The organism is Paenibacillus sp. ISL-20 (genome assembly GCF_018613005.1).
GTDB lineage: Bacteria > Bacillota > Bacilli > Paenibacillales > Paenibacillaceae > Paenibacillus_AQ.
In genome coordinates this window covers 1-19689 of record NZ_JAGGRD010000040.1, presented here as the reverse complement: position 1 = coordinate 19689, position 19689 = coordinate 1, and the positions used below count along the sequence as shown (strand labels likewise).

Annotated in this window: 16 protein-coding genes and 2 pseudogenes; 17 read left to right on the top strand and 1 reads right to left on the bottom strand. The window is 42.0% G+C overall.

Annotated elements, in window-relative coordinates; genetic code table 11:
* Nucleotides 1–178 precede the first annotated feature (178 nt).
* Nucleotides 179–925: a MurR/RpiR family transcriptional regulator gene (locus J7E85_RS23370; protein WP_215162013.1), complete on the top strand. Its 747-nt coding sequence runs from the start codon at nt 179–181 to the stop codon at nt 923–925.
* Nucleotides 926–1033: 108 nt separating this feature from the next.
* Here J7E85_RS23370 and J7E85_RS23365 read toward each other — a convergent pair.
* Nucleotides 1034–1372, bottom strand: a pseudogene (locus J7E85_RS23365) (transposase); the annotation flags it as partial.
* A 57-nt stretch (nt 1373–1429) separates the two neighbouring features.
* Between J7E85_RS23365 and J7E85_RS23360 the strand changes: the two are divergent.
* The 16 genes and pseudogenes from J7E85_RS23360 to J7E85_RS23285 form a co-directional block, all read left to right on the top strand.
* Nucleotides 1430–2554, top strand: a complete 1125-nt coding sequence (locus J7E85_RS23360) for a GntR family transcriptional regulator (protein ID WP_215162011.1) — start codon at nt 1430–1432, stop codon at nt 2552–2554.
* A gap of 495 nt (nt 2555–3049) precedes the next feature.
* The gene (locus J7E85_RS23355; RefSeq protein ID WP_251035983.1) at nt 3050–4222 is read left to right on the top strand and encodes an ABC transporter substrate-binding protein; all 1173 of its coding nucleotides are present in this window, start codon (nt 3050–3052) and stop codon (nt 4220–4222) included.
* A 73-nt stretch (nt 4223–4295) separates the two neighbouring features.
* Nucleotides 4296–5231, top strand: coding sequence for a carbohydrate ABC transporter permease (locus J7E85_RS23350; protein ID WP_215162007.1), 936 nt, complete (start codon nt 4296–4298; stop codon nt 5229–5231).
* Nucleotides 5232–5248: 17 nt separating this feature from the next.
* A complete protein-coding gene (locus J7E85_RS23345; RefSeq protein WP_076326400.1) occupies nt 5249–6085 on the top strand; it encodes a carbohydrate ABC transporter permease in 837 nt (278 codons plus the stop codon).
* A 714-nt stretch (nt 6086–6799) separates the two neighbouring features.
* Nucleotides 6800–7336: a P-loop nucleotide/nucleoside kinase family protein gene (locus tag J7E85_RS23340; RefSeq protein WP_215162005.1), complete on the top strand. Its 537-nt coding sequence runs from the start codon at nt 6800–6802 to the stop codon at nt 7334–7336.
* 196 nt (nt 7337–7532) lie between these two features.
* Nucleotides 7533–8039 carry a hypothetical protein gene (locus tag J7E85_RS23335; protein WP_215162003.1) on the top strand — a complete coding sequence of 169 codons (507 nt, stop codon included), beginning with the start codon at nt 7533–7535 and terminating at the stop codon, nt 8037–8039.
* Between the two features lie 246 nt (nt 8040–8285).
* Nucleotides 8286–8615 (top strand): DUF3024 domain-containing protein, encoded by a 330-nt coding sequence (locus J7E85_RS34220; RefSeq protein ID WP_251035982.1) that lies wholly within the window; start codon nt 8286–8288, stop codon nt 8613–8615.
* Nucleotides 8616–8926: 311 nt separating this feature from the next.
* On the top strand, nt 8927–10456 hold the full coding sequence (locus J7E85_RS23325; protein ID WP_483311339.1) for a PucR family transcriptional regulator: 1530 nt from the start codon (nt 8927–8929) through the stop codon (nt 10454–10456).
* 130 nt (nt 10457–10586) lie between these two features.
* Complete coding sequence (locus J7E85_RS23320; protein ID WP_215162001.1) at nt 10587–11849, top strand: cytosine permease; 1263 nt, start codon at nt 10587–10589, stop codon at nt 11847–11849.
* Between the two features lie 3 nt (nt 11850–11852).
* Nucleotides 11853–12956 (top strand): S-methyl thiohydantoin desulfurase family protein, encoded by a 1104-nt coding sequence (locus J7E85_RS23315; RefSeq protein WP_215162000.1) that lies wholly within the window; start codon nt 11853–11855, stop codon nt 12954–12956.
* Nucleotides 12949–14499: a hydantoinase/oxoprolinase family protein gene (locus J7E85_RS23310; RefSeq protein WP_215161998.1), complete on the top strand. Its 1551-nt coding sequence runs from the start codon at nt 12949–12951 to the stop codon at nt 14497–14499. The genes J7E85_RS23315 and J7E85_RS23310 overlap by 8 nt, the downstream gene beginning before the upstream one ends.
* 171 nt (nt 14500–14670) lie before the next feature.
* The gene (locus J7E85_RS23305; protein WP_215161996.1) at nt 14671–15726 is read left to right on the top strand and encodes an ankyrin repeat domain-containing protein; all 1056 of its coding nucleotides are present in this window, start codon (nt 14671–14673) and stop codon (nt 15724–15726) included.
* A gap of 846 nt (nt 15727–16572) precedes the next feature.
* Nucleotides 16573–17322 carry a class I SAM-dependent methyltransferase gene (locus tag J7E85_RS23300; protein WP_215161994.1) on the top strand — a complete coding sequence of 250 codons (750 nt, stop codon included), beginning with the start codon at nt 16573–16575 and terminating at the stop codon, nt 17320–17322.
* 261 nt (nt 17323–17583) lie between these two features.
* Nucleotides 17584–18111 (top strand): DNA topology modulation protein, encoded by a 528-nt coding sequence (locus J7E85_RS23295; RefSeq protein ID WP_215162063.1) that lies wholly within the window; start codon nt 17584–17586, stop codon nt 18109–18111.
* A gap of 246 nt (nt 18112–18357) precedes the next feature.
* Nucleotides 18358–19110, top strand: a complete 753-nt coding sequence (locus tag J7E85_RS23290; protein WP_215161991.1) for a hypothetical protein — start codon at nt 18358–18360, stop codon at nt 19108–19110.
* A 143-nt stretch (nt 19111–19253) separates the two neighbouring features.
* Nucleotides 19254–19689, top strand: a pseudogene (locus J7E85_RS23285) (GNAT family N-acetyltransferase); the annotation flags it as partial.

Genomic DNA, 19689 nt, shown 5'->3' with positions numbered 1-19689 from the left:
ATATACTTTAGTTGATAAAAAGGAATGATAACCACACCAATCATTTAGTTTACAGCCGCTGCGTGACATAGAGTGCCATCCTATCTTACAATAAAAATATGTAAATCCATACAAACGCTTAATTTTATGTTTACCAATTACGTATAAAACATTTTTAATAAAAAGAGGGGAGCTATTTATGCTCAACTATTTTGAAAATTATGAAGATATGACAATGAGTGAAAAAAAAGTTTTAAAATATATCGTAGAAAATACAGAGTTGATTCCTTATTTAAAAATTAATGACTTGGCTGAAGCCACGTTTGTTTCAAAGACGGTCATTATTAACCTTGCTCAGAAAATGGGATATAGTGGCTTTAAAGAATTAAAATATCATCTAAGCAGTCTTGTTAAGGATGAAATTATCGAAACAGTGAATCATAAAACTTCTTACAAAGATCGTTTGCAAAAGGGTATTTCTAAAACGATTTCATTAGTTGATCCTAATGTCCTCGAAAATTGTACAAGGATGATTCGCTCGTCAAAAAATGTCTTTATTATGGCCAGAGGAACGAGTAAAGCTGCAGGTTACTATTTAGAACATTTACTCATATCCATTGGTATACAATGCATCTTTATCAAGGATTATAATTTATCGGAATTATTCACAAATTTTGTGACAGAAAGTGATATGGTTATTTTCATTTCCCTGTCTGGAAACACGAAAAAAATTATTGAATCAGCCCAAAAAGTGCAATTGAAAAAAGCAAACATGATTAGTATGACGTCTTTCCAGTCCAATACGTTGTCCAATTATACAAAGAATAACTTATATTGCTACACGGACTCGGCAGATACGAAGTGGAATGATAAAATCTCTAGAATTGGTTTTTTCATAATCATTGACTTGATAATTGATCAACTAACTGAAAATAGTAAAACTTAACCGCAAATAAAAGGCTGAAATGTTAGGTGAGGAAATGAAGGAAAATGTTTCGTCATGTAGCACTAATATTGTGAAAAAGTGAACGAAATATAATAGATAATAACCATTTAGGAGATCCATTCCGCGAAGTCCTCTGCTTTTAAGAGAGGCAAAAAAATTCGCCCCAGCTCGCTTCAGATTCTGTATCACCGAGCATTAAACCTAGAATCTCCCGATAACCTTCGGAATTGACGTCTGTACAATCATCACTCCTCTAGGATGCACTCGACCTTCTTCACGGACCTTCACAACGATCGCATCCACTAAGATAAACGGGAATCGGCTGTCGACTAAGGGCCGGTTATTCCATGCCCCTACAATGGGATCTAACTGTATGCAGAGGTCTGACACCGTAGACTTGGAAAACTCCATGCCACAGAATTCGTCGGTAATCTGAGTAACTTTGCGAATTACTTCTTGTGTAATATACTTAGTATATTAATATTATGATGTCAGGGTGGTTTTGTGGAATTGCATTTATACGAGCAGATATATATCTATATTGTACAAGAGATTAAAGAAGGCCGATTAAAAGAAGGAGATCGAGTCTCTTCTGAAAAAGAGTTGGCTGAAAAATTTGGCGTCAGTCGTATTACATCTAAAAAGGCTCTGGAGAAATTGGCGGATTCTGGGGTTATCAAACGAATACAAGGAAAAGGTTCATATGTGGCCGATGGTATAATTGGAGGACAAGAACCGAAGCACTATTCAGAGGTAAGAACGACCTTGGTTCCGGAGGATGATAAGCGGTTGATCGGGTTTATTATACCGAATTTTTCTGACGAGTTTGGCCTACAACTTCTTAGATCGATGGAAAAACGGAGTGCTGAGCACAATTATCAACTCATTATCAAGCGAACTTGCGGGGATCGGGATGAGGAAAAACGCGCGATCGACTTATTTATTCGTTTAGGCATCAAAGGATTAATCGTGACCCCCATTCATGGTCAACACTATAATTCGGAGCTGCTTCGTCTTGTATTGGATCGGTTTCCAATTGTTTTGGTCGATAGATATCTAAAAGGAATTCCGGTTTGTTCGGTTTACACAGACAATAAGAAAGCAGCCATGGATCTTACGCGCCATCTGATTAACAAAGGTCATAAAAAGATTGCCTTTTTATCTCCGCCGGAAGAGAACACTTCAACATTGGAGGAAAGGCTGCTCGGATATACGTTTGCCTTCACCCAAGAAGGAATGAACTTGAACAAAGATTATTTATTGACAAACTTGAAGGGCACCCTTCCCATGAACATAAACGGAACAGCGATTGAAAGTGATAAAGAAACAGTAAAGCATTTTTTGACACAACACCCTGATGTAAAGGCGTTTGTCGCGTCGGAATTTCTAATAGCTACCATGCTGGCTCAGGTCATCAACTCGATGGGGAAATCTCTGGAGGAATTCGAGATTGTTTGTTTCGACTCCCTGAACGATCACCTGGGTCAACCTATCTTCACTCATATTGAGCAGGATGAGAAGCAGATGGGTGAATTGGCAGTGGATATGCTAATCTCTCAGTTGCATGGAACAGCAGTTCCCGAGCTGAACATCATTGAACATCGTATGATCGTGAAAAGTAACGGATAGGGTAATAGAACTGCAGTTCAACAAAAGCAAGGATATCGCTTGTTCAATGTGCCGAGAAGTCCCCAGGGGCTTTTCGGCACTTTTTTAAGTTATTATAGCCATGCAGCGTGATTTTTTATGTCGTAATATTGCAATTGACACATCACACAATGGTATATTAACATACTTAGTATAACCAATAGATTCCTTATAACAAATTCACTTCGTTCATCATTTTCTGTTTTTAATAGCTCATATCACCAATAATGTTAGCGCTTACATATGACTATGTTTCTATTATCTACATGTAAATGTGAATCAGAAAAATGAAGTGAGTTTTATAGGAATTCAAGGTAAACTAATTAACTTAACTAAGGGGGACTTTGAATGAGGAGATCCAAAAAATTCGCATTTCCAATTCTTGTTTACTTTCTGGCTATGTTATTACTTGTAACCGCTTGCTCAACGAAGGGAGGCTCAAGCGACCAGGCGGGAGAGGGAATTACAACGGTTACGATGTGGCATGGTCTTACCTCAATTGATTTAGATAATATGAATAAAGTCGTGAAGGCATTTGAGGAGAAAAACCCTACCATCAAAATGAAATTGGTTTATACGGAATCCAGCGAGGGATCCGATCAGAAGCTGCTGACTGCAGTCGCAGGCGGCAATCCTCCTGACGTTGCACTTTTCGACCGGTTTAAAGTCGGTACTTGGGCTGCGCAAGGTTCTCTGACTGACCTATCCTCGATGGCAGCAGAATCCGGAATTCGTAAGGAAATGTATTATCCATTTGCTTGGGAGGAGTCCAGTTATCAAGGAAAGCTTTATGCAATGCCGATGGATACGGACTCTCGCCTGCTATTTTACAATAAGGATCATTTCAAAGAAGTAGGGCTTGATCCCAACAAACCACCACAAACGATCGCCGAGCTTGAAGCGGCCGCCGAAAAGTTAACCATCAAGGAAGGTAAACGTTTCAAACGGATCGGGTTCATCCCATGGTATTCGCAAGGCTGGCTATATACTTGGGGATGGGCATTTGGAGGAGAATTCCAGGACGCTGCCACCGGCAAAATTACCGCAAATGATCCTAAAGTCGTTGAAGCGCTGCAATGGATGACCGACTTCGGCAAAAAATACAATGTCGAGGATATTGCCGGATTCACAAGCGCAGCTGGCTCGGAGGAAATGGATCCGTTCATTTCCGGTCAAATCAGCATGAAGATAAGTGGAAACTTTACGGTGAAGGGTATCGAAAAATTTAAGCCGGATTTAAATTACGGTGTTGCACCAATACCGACCCCAACAGGTACTAATTTTACGACATGGTCGGGAGGAGGGTCCGCTATTATCCCTAAAGGCGCCAAGAACGTCGCTGCTGCTTGGAAATTCCTCGAATTCTTAGGGAAAGAAGAGGGGCAAACGTTATTAAACGCTGACTCTCAAATTTCGGTTATCGATTCGGTTAACGACAAATACGGTTACAAGGACGATCCGATTATGAAAGAATTTATCAATATTTTACCCAATTCACATAACCGCCCAGTTATTCCTGAAGGACAACTGCTGTGGAATGAGTTAGCTTCCGCAACGGAAAAGGCTACCCGCGGTAACGGTACTCCGAAAGAGAACCTGGATAGAGTAACAGAGACTGTTAATAAGGCTTTAGAAAAATACGACAAATAGGGTGCTCGGTAGGCAGGGAGCGAACCTTTCTCTCCTTGCCTATTAATGAATGACAATTGGAAGGAGAATGCACATGGCGAAACTGGCCGATTCAGTTCAAGTAAACGCAATTCCATCGGCAAGGAAACGAGCACTCCGCAGAACTAACGTGATTGGGTGGCTGTTTGCTTCACCTTGGGCTATAGGGCTGCTATGCTTTTATGCAATTCCGATGCTAATGTCCATCTACTTCAGCTTCACTACTTATAGCATTCTGCAGCCTGGTGAATTTGTCGGAATGAATAATTATAGAGATCTTTTCCATGATCCTTTGTTTTGGAAATCCATAAACAACACGATTTATTTTACCGTATTTTTTGTTCCATTAAGTATATTTATTGGTGTGGCACTCGCTATGATGTTGAATATGAAGGTCAAAGGGATGGCTGTATTCAGAACGATCTTTTTCCTACCTACACTTGTGCCACAAGTGGCTTTGGCTGTTCTGTGGATGTGGCTGTTACATCCAAACTTCGGATTGGTAAATGGGATGTTAGCGCATTTCGGTATCGATGGGCCTCCTTGGCTTGGTGGTGAAGCTTGGTCCAAGCCTTCACTCATCTTGATGTCGCTTTGGGGTATTGGGCAAGCCGTCGTCATCTACCTTGCTGGATTAGGAGACATCCCTGATGAGTACTATGAAGCAGCGCAAATCGATGGAGCTAACTGGTTTCAGAAAACGAGAAAGGTAACCCTGCCTTTGCTCACTCCCGTTATTTTCTACAACCTGGTCATGGGAATGATCGGTGCATTCCAACAGTTCACGCTTCCCTATACGTTGACCAAAGGGCAAGGAACTCCTGCAAATTCCATGACTTTTTACGTCATGTATTTATATGAGAACGGATTCAGGTATTTCAAAATGGGTTATGCTTCCGCAATGGCCTGGATCTTATTTATTATAGTTATGGTATTAACCGGAATTATTTTTATTACGTCTAAACGCTGGGTTCATTATCAAGGGAAATAAGGAGGAGGAAGTAAGGGATGAATCCTATCGCTATCAAAAGAATCAATCGTGCGTTAGCCTATTTATGTCTAATTGTTGCGTCTGCATTTTTCATTATTCCGTTCATTTGGCTGCTTTCGACTTCTCTTAAACCACTCACACAAGTCTTTACATTCCCACCAGAGTGGATTCCGCATCCAATTCTGTGGAGTAATTATTCCCGTGCCGTTGAGTATATCCCTTTCTGGACATATCTGAAAAACACGGCGATTATAACAATCGTTAGTACGCTTGGTGTGATCATATCCTGTCCCTTGGTTGCATATAGTTTTGCCAAGTTAGAGTACCGTGGGAGAGGCATACTTTTCTTTGTTACCCTCGCTGTTATGATGATTCCCGGACAGGTGACGATGATTCCTCTATTCCTGTTGTTTACTAAATTAGGTTGGGTAGGAACATCTCTTCCACTGATTGTACCCCAATTTTTTGGAGTGCCAATTTACATTTTTCTATTGAGACAGTTTTTCATGGGACTGCCTGATGCCCTGCGCGAAGCGGCCCGCTTAGACGGCGCTAGTGAGTTCCGCATATATTTACAGATCATGTTTCCACTAGCCAAATCCGCCGTTTTAGCCGTGGCATTGTTTCAATTTATGGGGAGCTGGACTGATTTCATGGGCCCCTTGCTCTATTTAACCAATGAACCATCTTACACGGTTTCGCTTGGATTGCAGCAATTTCAGAGTCAAAAGGGATCCGAATGGGGTCTATTAATGGCCGTATCCACCTTGATGACATTACCTATTATTGTTTTGTTCTTTTTTCTTCAAAAGACGTTTATTAGCGGCATTACATTTAGCGGTATAAAAGGTTGAACATCATTTGTATGAATTAAGCTCCAGCGATGCGGAACCCCAGGGATGTTAGGACGGACCAAGGCAGAGATGGGATGCTGAATTTGATTAAACGTAGGGGTGTGGGGCGTAAGCGGCGCAGAACATACAGCATTTCCGAAAATACGATTGCTCAAATTTGCGGACGGCAAAACTGAGCAATCGTATTCTTCGTCCAACCGTGAAAAGATGGAAAGCCGATTTCGCAGTATATCCAAATCGGCGACCGCAATTTTTATGTAGATAACGATCGATAGGTCCGTTGGAAAAAAGTTATAAGCAAAAAGGCAGCGATGTGTAAAGCAGAAGCTGCCTTTTTGCGTACCAATGCATTCTGCATAATAATGAGGCTCGCAGGCAGATGGAACGAAAGTTTGTGGATTTGATACAATTGTAAACCTTAATTACGAAAAATAGGTTTTCAATAATGTGACAATCTGACACTTGCATTACTAAGTATTATTTAATGAAGCCAAGAGAAGCAACCTGTCGGAGATGGAGGATTAGCCCTCTCTTCGTCTAATAATATATAAGGGGAGCAGAGGCTGCCGAACACATGAGACTACGTCGGACGTCGTTAATACGGAACGTTATAGGAAATCAACGCAAATCAATAAAAATCAATTTCTAAACAATAGATATAATGAAGACTTTTTTGTTTATTAACTTGACTCAGGGATGAAAGGAGAATATTAATTGCATGACAATTTTGAAATAGATGATTTTATTAACCAAGCAGATATTTCCGCTCCATTAGTAGCAATGATGTGTGGAGTAGCAGGATCAGGAAAAACAACATTGGCTCAAGGATTAGAGAAGAGAGGTTTTGTACGTCTTTCCATTGATGAAGAAATATGGGCTACACATGGTCGTTACGGAATTGACTACCCAATTGAAATGTATGAGCAATTAAAAGTTGAAGCCGAGTTAAAGTTGCGTAATGAACTAGTAAATCTTTTGAATGAAAAGCGCAATGTGGTTGTCGATTTCAGTTTTTGGCAACGAAAGAGACGAAATGAATATAAGAAGTTAATTGAAGATGGAGGAGGAGTGTGGAAACTTATATATTTGAAAGTTCATCCTAATGAATTACGTGAACGACTTCGTATTCGGAGCCAGCGATTCGATGCAAATGCAACATTTACAATAACAGAAGAAATATTATCTTCATTCCTAGAGGGTTTTGAAATACCTTCTGGAGAAGGGGAAATTATCATAGAAGCAAAAGTATAATCAAACTGAACTAATGGTGTGGAGGTTCGATGAAGGCGCTAACATCATATAACACTATATTCACGCATCAGGCATTAGCCATCGGTCCGGCACGAAGTTAGATGTGATTCGGAGAGGGATTTCAGCAGCAGGAAGTGGATTCAGCCGGACACATCGATCCCCCTAAGATAGGAGCTATCTAAGGGGGATCGATGTCGTGAATACGATAACGTTAGGTGAAATCAACGCAAAAAAGGAGGTGCAAATCCTGGAAAGACTAAGGAGATTTTTCAAAGTATCACGGATATTAATCATAATTTTTGTTTTGTCTATACTCGGATTAATCCTCTATTTCACTTACCCATTAAAGATTCAAAATGTATTACAACATACGGATAATATTGAGAGGATTCATGTTATTTATATTTCTAATGGTAACTCTACTGAATACTTGTTTGCCAAAGATCAGGGGATAAACTTTGATGAGGTAATTCAAATATTAGGTGCGATTACATACACTAGAAAATTTAATACATTTCGAGGCGGGTTTGGTGATGTAATTATCATGACAGTCGATTATAGGGAAAAGGATGGAGTAAGTAATAACTACTCTGTTGATATTCGTGAATTGGGGATCATTATTAGTCATGAAAAGGAATATAGAATGAACGGGGATTCAAAGGAAATAATAAATAAACTTGTTGATTGGATAACGAGTCAATGAAAGTAAACTCGAGGATGGCGCAGATTCCATATAACACGTATCTACGCTACGATCCATTCGGCTCTTGGTTCGCAAGAAGAGGTAAGCAGAGAAGTGGATTCAGCGAACAACCCTGTGAGGCTAAGTCCGTCGGACCCAGTCGCTGGTGCTCTTTTAAGCATCTCGGGTTCGTAGATACAATAACGATATGAGACATCATCGTGATATAATCAAAGCAAAACCGATAAGGGCAGGAGAGACGAATCCATGGATGATTTTACGAAGAAGCGGATTATGAAAATCATGGACAAATACACCCAAAATGCAGTACCAGAACATGTGAAAAGCCAGATTAGAATCAGTTATAAGATCAGAGGAAATCACGTGACATTGATTGAAGAAAGACAAGGATACAAAAGCGATCAATGGGTGCAGATGCCAGTAGCTCAGTTCAGATTGGATGAGAATGAATGGAAAATATATTGGCAAGACAGTAAAGGGAAATGGCATTTCATAGATGATATAGAACCGAATGAAGATTTTGAAATACAGTTAAAGATTGTGGACGAAGGGCATAACGGAATGTTTTGGGGTTAACTCGAAGTGGTCAATGACATCTCATAACATAATATTCACGCTGCGGTAGCTTACGTTCCCTTGGTCGTTAGAAGTATTATTCTGAGGCTGACTCGGGACGCTACACGACCCGACCGAGTATGCAAAAAATTTCATAGTTGCCCAAGGAACTTACTTGGTTGCTTATCATAACGAGGGTTATACTAATATTAATGAAGCCTATCTTAGGCTGCATCGTTATGCGAGCAGCTTGAATCGAACAAAAAAGTGGTGGTTAAATTGGGGTAACCGTTAAAGATTTACTGCAGCTGCCTTCATTTAGAGGAGCTCAGGTGGTCACTGGAACAAGCAGGCTTCATCAGACCGTGTCCTCTTTATCTGTTTTAGAGGTGGCGGATGTCAATTTCTTCTCGCAAATTATTCAAACCGTTCAAGAAGAGTGGTATGCCGAAGAGCTGGTCATTAGCTCTTTTTATTCCATTAAGGACAGCGTGGAACAGCAATGCAAAACGGTTCAATATTTGCATGACCTTGGTGAAGTGGGATTGATTTTGTACTATGTTGGCATTATCATGCCAGATATAGCCGATGAAGTGCTCGAGCTGGCCGAATCTCTGAATTTTATTATCATTTGCATGCCGAGAAACGATTACTCGCTTAGGTATAACGAAGTCATTTATGAAGTCATGGAGGCAATCGTAAGCAATCAGAATGTGAATGAGCATTTCGTGAATGAATCACTGGAAAAGGTCTCGCTGCTGCCGGAACATTTGCGGAGCGTGGAAATTACCCTTAAACTGCTGTCGGACCGGATGAAAGCGAACATCGTTCTGACAAACAGCAACCTGGATATCATCAATCGTGTCATGTGGCCGCGCAATTCATCGCTCGATGTTGCGAATCTAATCCGGTCCATGGCGCCTTCCATTTTGAACGGCAGAATGGGAGAAGGAGAGCTGGATTCGACCTGCTTTGTTGAATACAAACGTGTTCATCAAAAAAACGGGGAGGTCCTTTACCTGTTTCTCATTAAAGAGAATACGAAGCTGCCTCCGAAGACGATGGATCAAATCAGCGAGGTGGTGCAGGTGGCCATCAATTTGTGGGGAGATAAGCATAACGAGGTCAGCGAATACGCTTTGGTTAAAGCCATCGTGAATGATGAAAGCGAAAAAATGCGCAGATTGGCCAGTTTGCTCTATATTGACGTTTCCGCCATCCAAATGATGTGGCTCGTTTACATTCGGGATTTGTCGGAGGAAAGAAGGATAAGGGAAGACCTAAAAGCGCATCTCTCGCAATATTATAAAACCGCGGTCATTCAAACGATCGATCACTGCGTTGTCGTGTTGCTAGGGAATTGTTCATATAAATACAATGAGTTTGAAATCGCAGCGGAATATATCGAAACCACGAGTCTCACCGCTGACATATCAAGCATCGTATATTCTCCGAGAATGCGGAACACACAGGACGTACGCCGAATGTACCAGCTCGTAAACGGAGTCTCTAAAGAGGTTCACCGCATCTATCATAACCGCAAACTATACACCGCGGCTGAAGTCCGTTCCATGAAACGGGCCATAGACCTCAGCAAACAAGGGGAAGAGATCACTGAAGAATGCTTGTCCGTCATAGAGCCAATTATGGACGACCCAGACGCATTGAAAACCCTGATGACTTTTCTTCTGGATGCGAAGGGGAATATGGATGACTGCAGCAAGCTGTTGTTCGTCCACAAAAATACGGTGAAATATCGCATTAAAAAAGTTTGCGAGCTCATAGGATATGATGTGACCATCAATTCGGAATCGTACGATGTTTATACCGCCTGCATGGTCTACCGTCTCATCCATAACTAAAAAGTTCCGATGTTTTGTCCAATAAGACAAAAACATCGGACTTTTTTTTGTTTTCTGAAAAAGACGCTGACCTACTTCATCTTTTACAATAAGAAAACAATATTCGAACGAACAGGATTGGGGGGATCATATGAAAGCCGTTAAAGAGCATCAATCCTGGTTCAGTCTCGGGATCATCTGGGCTGGCGCGGTAATCAGCATCCCGAGTTTGTTGGTAGGAAATGCGCTTATTGCAGGCATGGGACTATCGAAGGCATTGCTTGTCACGTTAGCAGGTTATTCCATTATTGTGCTGCTCATGATTTTGCAGGGTATTCAAAGCACGGATTTAGGAAGGCCGACGGTTCAGGTTGCAGGTCAGGTGTTTGGCAAAAAAGGATCTCGGGCGATTCTTTCGATCATCCTCGCCATTGCGTGCCTCGGATGGTTCGGAATTCAGGCGAATGTGTGCGGTGCGGCCTTGGCCAATTTGTTAGCCGTAGGTGGAATGAGTGTCCCGGTTCCGCTGGCTTCTCTCATCTGCGGTCTTGTGATGGTGGTCTCGGCGATATATGGCGTTAAAGTGCTGCGCGTCATCAGCTATATTGCCGTTCCTTTATTGGTGGGAATCAGCATATTTGGTCTTATCGAAGCTTTGACCGGTGACTCCCTGCAGATCATTCAGAATTATAAGCCTGAGGGAGCTATGACCTTTACGGATGGGCTGGCGATAACGCTGGGTTCATTTGCCCTGGGTGCAGTCATCGCGGGAGATTATTCGCAATTTTCAAGAAAACGGTCCGATGTCCTGAAAGCCGCTCTATTCGGGATTGTTCCGGCAGGCTTGCTGATGATCGGTGCAGGAGCTGTCCTGACGATTGCTTACCAAGCCAGCGATATTACAGCAACCTTTTTGAGCATCACGACTCCGTTTGTTGGCGGCGTGGTTTTGATCCTGGCTACGTGGAAGACGAACCTCGTGAACGCTATTTCAGGCGGTTTTGCTCTCATTAACGTGTTCAACGTATCGAAGGAAAAAGAGAAATGGGCCGTCGGCATCGCGGGAACCATGGGGACCGTATTGGCCGTCGTCGGTATACTGAACTATTTTACTCCGATCATGTCCATCCTGTCGGCCATGATTCCGCCGGTTGCAGGCGTGATGATCGCATCTTACTGGGTACTTGGCAAAGGGGATAAGCGCCGCTGGCATGAGGTCGAAGGCGTGAATACACTGGGCGTCGTTTCCTGGCTATTGGGCGCGGTTATCGCTAGTACCCCTGTTGTGTTATCCTTGTTCCCAAGCTTGCCGCAGGTACCGAATCAGCCGTTGATCGGGATTGTCATTTCTTTTGTCGTGTATTATGCAGGCTATCGTTTATCGGCTCAGAAGACAGTTATATTGGAGGAATAATGGATGAGATATTTAGATAAAGCAGCTGTTGAAAACATCGCCGTCGGCGCAGCATTTCTGGGAACCGGCGGAGGGGGAGACCCTTATATCGGAAAATTGATGGCTCTCTCGGCCATTGAGAAGTTTGGACCTGTAAAACTATGCTCAGCCGATGAGATTAAGGATGAGGACTTTTTCATTCCGGCCGCGATGATGGGGGCGCCTTCCGTATTAGTGGAGAAATTCCCTAAAGGGGACGAGTTTGTTAAGGTGTTTCAAAAACTAGCGAATTACTTGGGCAAAGAACAGATCGCCGGCACGTTTCCGATGGAAGCGGGAGGCGTCAACTCCATGATTCCCATCGTCGTTGCGGCGCAGCTGGGATTGCCTCTGATCGACTGTGACGGTATGGGGCGGGCGTTCCCGGAGCTGCAAATGGTCACTTTTAACCTGGACGGCATTCCGGCGACACCGATGGCGATTTCGGATGAAAAAGGGAACATCGGCATCTTTGAGACCATTGATAATAAATGGACGGAACGGCTCGCCAGAGTGGCCACGGTTGAAATGGGCGCCAGTGCTTTAGTCAGCCTGTACCCGGCAACGGGTGCTCAAATGAAGCAAAGCGGCGTTCATCATATTGTGACCCTCTCCGAACAGATTGGAGAAATCATTACATCAAAGAATCGGGACGCGGGCGATAAGCTTCAAGAACTGCTGAACCTTGTGTCCGGCTATGAACTTTTCCAAGGTAAAATCGTGGATGTCATCCGGGAAACCAAGGGCGGATTTAATCTTGGACGAATGCATCTCGAAGGAATCGAGGCGTTTAAAGGCGGAGAGATGAAGGTTCATTTTCAAAATGAAAACCTAGTTGCCGAAAAGAACGGTCAAGTCGCTGCGATCACCCCGGATTTAATCTGTCTGGTCGATTACGAAACCTTGTTGCCAGTGACCACGGAGAGCCTGAAATATGGTAAGCGCGTACGGGTGGTCGGACTGCCTGCGCATGAAAAGTGGAGAACGGAAAAAGGGATCCAGACGGCAGGACCAAGATACTTCGGGTATGATTACGATTATGTTGCTATTGAGGAACTGGTGAAAAAGGCGGTGGCTGAGAATGTATAGAATCGGGATCGATGTAGGCGGCACCAATACGGATGCCATCATTTTAGACGAGAATTATCATTTGATTCATGCGGTAAAATCACCGACAAGCCTGGATATTAAAACGGGTATCGAAACCTCGCTCCGGAATCTGCTGCAGGGATCGAATATCGATAAAACCCAAATAACGCATGCCATGCTAGGTACAACACAGTGCACGAATGCCATTGTTGAACGTAAAAAGCTGGCCCAAGTCGGCGTCATTCGTCTGGGTTACCCGGCAACGGCTTCCGTTCCTCCGTACACGTCCTGGCCTGAGGATATGGTTCAGAAGCTGTCGGGTAAATATGCTCTCGTTCATGGAGGATATGAATATGACGGCCAAGTGCTTGGAGAAGTCGATGAAGCTGAAATTACAGCCCTTTTAGAGGAATGGCGGAGCAGTGTCGAGTCCATCGCAGTCATCGGGGTGTTTTCATCCATTAAAAATGATCAGGAGCTCCAGGTTCGTGATCTCATCCATCAAGTGTATGGACCGGGATTCCCTGTTTCCTGCTCTTCTCTGATCGGTTCGGTCGGTTTAATCGAACGGGAAAATGCGACCATACTCAATGCAGCATTGTGCAAGGTTATAGAAACGACAACCCAAGGGTTTGTGCAGGCGCTAGAAGAAGAAGGCATCACAGACGCAGCGGTGTTTTTATGCCAGAATGACGGTACCTTAATGTCGATCGATTACGCTAAACAATTTCCGATCCTAACCATTGCATGCGGGCCAACGAACAGCATACGCGGTGCCTCTTATTTGGCGAAGATCAAAGATACGATGGTTCTCGACGTGGGCGGGACGACATCGGACATCGGGGTTTTGCAGGACGGCTTCCCGAGAGAATCCTCGGTTGCGGTCGAGGTTGGCGATATTCGCACGAATTTCCGCATGCCGGATATTATCTCCGTTGGGTTGGGCGGCGGAAGCATTGTGCGCTCGGAGAACGGCAAAATTACGGTTGGCCCCGACAGCGTAGGATACAAGATTGGACAGGAAGCGCTGGTCTTTGGCGGGCATACACTGACTACAACAGACATTGCCGTTCGGCTGGGTCTCGCGGATGTCGGGGATAAGAGCTTGGTAGCGCATCTGGATGAAGACTTCGCTAAAAATGTGCAAGCTGAAATTGCAACCATCATTGAGCAGGCTATTGATAAAATGAAGACATCGTCGGGAGACGTTGAGCTTGTTTTGGTAGGTGGAGGCAGTGTCGTGATCCCGGACACCATTCGCGGGGTATCCCATATGATCAAGCCTGAGAACGGGGGCGTGGCTAACGCCATTGGGGCGTGTATTGCCCAAATCAGCGGACAATATGAGCAAATTTACATCTATTCTACAGAGCCACGTGAGGAATCATTAAGAGATGCGCAAGAAAAAGCCGTGAAGCAGGCGGTGCTGGCTGGCGCTGATCCGGCTACGGTGGAGCTCGTGGAAGTGGAAGAAACCCCGCTGGCTTATCATCCGGGAAATGCGACGAGACTGAGAGTGAAAGTAGTAGGAAACATGAAGTAGAAGAGAGACTTCACATGAGTTTATACAACTTGTGTGAGGTTCTTTTTTTTTGTTATCGGTGGGGCCCGAAGAACCTTGTAAGAAACAACAAAAATTAATAAGATGGTAAAATATAGAGTTTATAGGGTGATGGGAAATTTATTAACTCTGACGTAAGGAGAGAAAGTACATATGGGCAAGAAAAGAAAAACCTTACCGAAAAATTTTAATGAGCTCATTGAAGCAGGAGAGCTATCTGCATTAAAAGAGGTGTTTAACCAATGTGAATTGGATGCCCGTGGCGGTTACAGTAAATCAACAGCCTTGAGCTTTTACCAAGTACCGAATGAATTGGTTCGCTGGCTCGTGGAACAGGGTGCTGATATAAATGCTAGAGATAATTACGGAGCAACGCCTTTGCACAAACATGCAATGAGTTGGTGTGGTAATACGGAGTTGCTGCTTGATTTGGGTGCAGATATAGAAGCCACTGATTATCAAAGCGAGACACCTTTATTTGCCGCCGCAGGTTCATTTAAACCAAAAGCGGTTCACACATTGGTTACTAAAAGCGCAAATATCAGCGCAAAAAATAAGATGAAACAGACTCCATTAGAAAAAGCTTTGGCATTGTGCAAAAACGCGGATATTGTCAATATGGCGGAAGTTGCCGATATTTTGCTTAACGATGGAACAACTGTAACGCCGGAAATGAAAGATTCTGTTAAGCGAATCGGAAATGACTTTGAATTTCACAGAGAAGGTTTTAATAAAGAATATTTGAATCAAACCGATGAGGCACTTTTACATCTATATGAGCTATTTGATATTCTCCCAGTAGAGAAGCGAAAGACGCACGACGGCGCCTCTTCAATAACAGTATCAACAAAGGGATGGCAGGCACAACATAATGAACTCTGGAATTTACTTATCCCTTCAAAAGGACATGCGAAAACCCTACAGGGGGAGGTTATCCGGATTACTGGTAAAGTGTCATACGAAATTTTAGATAATGGCGGTATTAACTGGGATAATCAATATCGTAAAATGCTTAATAGTTTGATTCATTACTTTAGCTTGGGTACACCATTAAATCCCGTTTCACTTCAGGAGGCAGTAACATTAGCGAAAGAACTTCACAACGGAAATGGTAGTGATGAACCTGCGAGACTGTGCGAACTGGCAGTGCATTGGGTACTCAGCAATCCGAATCCTATTACTCTGGAACAGCCTGACTATAAGCGATAACATATGTTCGACTTATCAACGTATATAATAAGCATTTTTGAAGCAAAATACATTCCCTTTTTCTAAGCACTTTCTAGCTAGGAAAAGGGGGAATAATTTTAATTGAATACAATATGCGAATGATGCGATCTTATATTTGAGAACGTCATACGCAACCGGTGATTTTCTTGGTCAAACGGAGAGATTAACGATACTGAAGTCTTCAATCATATCAGCGCCCATGTTCGATACGAGAATCGATATAATTGCCCGGCTATATCAGAGCAAAATGGCGATCGCTCCCGGCTCTATACCGTTGAGCGAACGCCATTTTGTCAGATAAACAGTTCATTTATAGCATGAATAGCACGGCTTTTGGAACTTTACATACGACGCTGTAGGCGGGGTTGAACACATTGGCCACCTCGTATTCCACAGCCTGGCCCAGGAGTAGGCTTGCTTCCGAGGCAGTCAGGCCGTAGTCTTCCGTCAGCATAGCCAGCATTCCGTCGTTGCATGCCGCAGCGCTTGATCAAGCGGCCAAAACTGCTTAAATATGTGGAGGATTATTCCAAAAGGGAAGGGGTTTCAACCATAATCTTATGTAGCGGAGTCAAACGCACAGATGCCCATGCCTTTTATGAACATAATGGTTATGACAAAGATTCATACTGCTTTGACAAAGGTCTTTGACTTTGTAGAAGAGAATTTGTTTAACAAGCTTTTCAGAGAAGTTAATAACGATTATCAAAGAATCGACGACTTCAGGTAACATCGCATTCAACGCTGAAGGCCACTTGGTCCGGGAGAGGCAATTCGAGGAGCAGATTGTGAAGTAAGATCATTATATTACGTGGAGGCAATCATATGAACAAAACTTTTAGCAATATACATAACACGAATAAGATTTATTGGGACGAGAACGGTAATGATTTTTTAGAAGCAATTGTACTGCCTTATTACGGTTGTAATACTTTAACGGAAAATGAATTAAACTTATTTGGTGATGTAGCAGGCAAAAAACTTTTAGATATTGGATGCGGCAACGGTGAATCTCTTAAATATCATGGCAATAACAAGGCCGCTGAGCTATGGGGAATAGATATTTCTAAAAACCAAATTGAGAAGTCAGCGAAATGCCTTTCAGAAAGTGGCTATACAGCTAAGCTGATTTGTGGGGCAATGGAAGAGGAACACGGACTACCATCCGATTATTTTGATTATGTTTATTCAATTTATGCAATTGGATGGACAACGGATTTACAGGGTACATTTAATAGGGTTGCATCATATTTGAAAAAGGATGGTGTGTTTATTTTCAGTTGGTCGCATCCTATCCATATGAGCGTGGCATTTGAAGAAGGAAGAGCCTTTTTTAAAAATAGCTATTTTGATGAAACATGGTCTGAGCGAGATCTTGACGGGAAAAATGTTTTACTTTGCTCCCGAAAAATATCAACTTACGTGAACACCTTGGCGAAGGCAGGTTTTGTAATTGAGCAATTGATTGAACAGACAAACGACGAAACTTTGCAATTAACAGGCGAACTTAGTGATTGGAACAAAAAATCGCAAATGGTTCCGTTAACAGCAATTTTTAAAGCGAGGAAGCTGTAGTCGGGTGATCGGGGGATGTAAAGACTTCTTTCGCTAATTCTGAGGAGAGCAGGGGCATCACCTTACATAGCATTCGCGCTGTGGGGCCTACATCCCCTTGCTCGTCCGATGTATAAATCATGGAAGATAACTCAGACGACACACGAGCCGACCTAAGATAGGAGCTATCTAAGGCCGGCTCGCGTCTTGAAAACAGGAACGTTAGAGGAAATTATTGCATCATATGAAGTAACTTTAACCATTAATAACCAGGAGAACAAAATGAAGAGAATAATGATAATTGGCTCTGGAGGATCAGGGGAATCTACATTTTCAAGTAAACTCTCTGAAGTTTTAGGGTTACCATTGTATCATTTAGATGCGTATTATTGGAAACCTGGATGGATTGCAACCCCTAATCATGAATGGGATGAATTTCAAAGAGAGCTTATTCAAAATGATGAATGGATTATTGATGGAAATTATAATAGAACAATAGATCTCAGAATTTCGAGAGCAGATACAATAATTTTCTTTGATTTACCTCCGTGGATAACTACTTATAGAGTCATTAAACGAAGAATCAAGTACCATGGAAGAACGAGACCTGATTTGAATGAGGGATGTCCTGAGCAATTAGATTGGGAATTCATCAAATGGGTGTGGAATTTCAGAAAATATAAAAGACCAGGAATACTCGAAAAATTAAAAAAATATGAAAAAGAAAAAAATATAATAATACTTAAAACACCAAAGGAAGTAACTAACTTAATTGATCAATTAAAAAATCAAATTCGAAGAAGGCAATAACATCCTCTAACATTGTATCTGCTCTTCGGTTGGATCCGGCGTTATAGTGCCTTAATCCAGTGAGGGGTCATGGATACTGAAACGTTTTAAGAAATAGCCGAAAAAACTTTATATAAGGAGGAACAATGAAACAATTTGAATTAGTTAGCCTTAACATGTTTCAAACACGCAGCGGATTCACTATTGCTTAAGATTAGAATTATGTGGGGTAAAGTTTACTTATGTTTGATGAATTGAGGTTCTGATATGAAAAAGACAATATTGATTTTTATGATATCTTCGCTAGTGGCACTCACAGGATGCAAACAAACCCATGATATAAAAGACAAAGCATTAAGCAAAGAAACTCAATCAGTTCCAGCTGAAACCAGTAAGGCATCCCTCGAGAAAAAGACAAAAGATATACTAAACCAACTTGCAAATCAAGACTTTTCTATTCAAGGCGAACATCTTAGTAAGGCAGATGACGAAACGATTATAGAGTTTGGGAAGGCATTTGTAAACTTATTTAACGGTGCAGTTGCAGAGCAAGAAAAAGTATTATTTGAAAAATATATTTCGAACAAGAACCTACGAAAATTCGCAGATAAAATGTTGGAGATAACGCAAAAACAGGATTTACAAAGTGGAAATTCTATAAATTACGGGTTGAAAAATGAGTTTAAACAAGCCAAGTTACAACATACAGATGATAACTTTTGCTATCTTGAATTGGCATTTCAATTTGAAGGTTCAGGAATGGGAAGTAAAATGCTGATTACCGCCGAAAATAATTCTTTAAAGATTGTGGACTTCTACTTTGGAAGTAAGGACGGCGTGGATACGTTTGCCACAGGTCATCCTGCGGAAAGAGAGATGAGAAATCCCAATTTATGGTTGGACGAGGAATGGCTAAAGAAGGTTTTTGATAAATTGGAGGATTTTGAGGCAGGTTTGACTCTTGATGTCACTACGTCGTCACTGATGTTCTTGTCGCCAAAAGTCTGGGGCGTTTCGTGAATGGCTACCGGAGTAGATTACTTCAGTTATAATTGAACTTTATCCCCTAACGATTGGAAATGCGCGTATAATTTATGTATGGCCTTTGAAAAGCATTAGTATTTTATTGTGTCGTAAATTTTTTTGTTTTATGGGGGATTGAAATGAAAATTGTTTTTAGAAACTTCGATAATTCTTATTATGATAAAGTTTGTGAATTTTTGATTGGATTATCAAAGGATGACCGTAAACATATAAATTGGAATTGGGCAAGGTGGGAATGGATGTTTTTTCATCCTGACTTTAATAGTGACTTCATGGATAAGATTGGCTTGTGGTATTGTAATGACGAGATAGTAGGTTTAACAACTTATGACCATTATTTCGGCGAAGCATTTTTTGCAACTAAACAAGGGTATAGAGAATTGGAAAAAGATATACTGGAATATGCCATTGCTACTTTTAGTAATGAAAAAGGCCTTGGGATTGCGGTGAATGATGCGGATACTCACACTCTAGACTTATTACGTAGCAAGAAATTTGTGAAGAATGATCATACTGAAAATGTACTTGAACTTGAACTAGGGCCTGTATGCAAAC

Excerpts from the sequence above, each read along its gene's own strand:
- J7E85_RS23370 (WP_215162013.1), top strand. The coding sequence starts at position 179 with ATGCTCAACTATTTTGAAAATTATGAAGATATGACAATGAGTGAAAAA.
- J7E85_RS23355 (WP_251035983.1), top strand. The coding sequence starts at position 3,050 with ATGTGGCATGGTCTTACCTCAATTGATTTAGATAATATGAATAAAGTC.
- J7E85_RS23350 (WP_215162007.1), top strand. The coding sequence starts at position 4,296 with ATGGCGAAACTGGCCGATTCAGTTCAAGTAAACGCAATTCCATCGGCA.
- J7E85_RS23345 (WP_076326400.1), top strand. The coding sequence starts at position 5,249 with ATGAATCCTATCGCTATCAAAAGAATCAATCGTGCGTTAGCCTATTTA.
- J7E85_RS34220 (WP_251035982.1), top strand. The coding sequence starts at position 8,286 with ATGGATGATTTTACGAAGAAGCGGATTATGAAAATCATGGACAAATAC.
- J7E85_RS23320 (WP_215162001.1), top strand. The coding sequence starts at position 10,587 with ATGAAAGCCGTTAAAGAGCATCAATCCTGGTTCAGTCTCGGGATCATC.
- J7E85_RS23315 (WP_215162000.1), top strand. The coding sequence starts at position 11,853 with ATGAGATATTTAGATAAAGCAGCTGTTGAAAACATCGCCGTCGGCGCA.
- J7E85_RS23310 (WP_215161998.1), top strand. The coding sequence starts at position 12,949 with ATGTATAGAATCGGGATCGATGTAGGCGGCACCAATACGGATGCCATC.
- J7E85_RS23305 (WP_215161996.1), top strand. The coding sequence starts at position 14,671 with ATGGGCAAGAAAAGAAAAACCTTACCGAAAAATTTTAATGAGCTCATT.
- J7E85_RS23300 (WP_215161994.1), top strand. The coding sequence starts at position 16,573 with ATGAACAAAACTTTTAGCAATATACATAACACGAATAAGATTTATTGG.
- J7E85_RS23295 (WP_215162063.1), top strand. The coding sequence starts at position 17,584 with ATGAAGAGAATAATGATAATTGGCTCTGGAGGATCAGGGGAATCTACA.
- J7E85_RS23290 (WP_215161991.1), top strand. The coding sequence starts at position 18,358 with ATGAAAAAGACAATATTGATTTTTATGATATCTTCGCTAGTGGCACTC.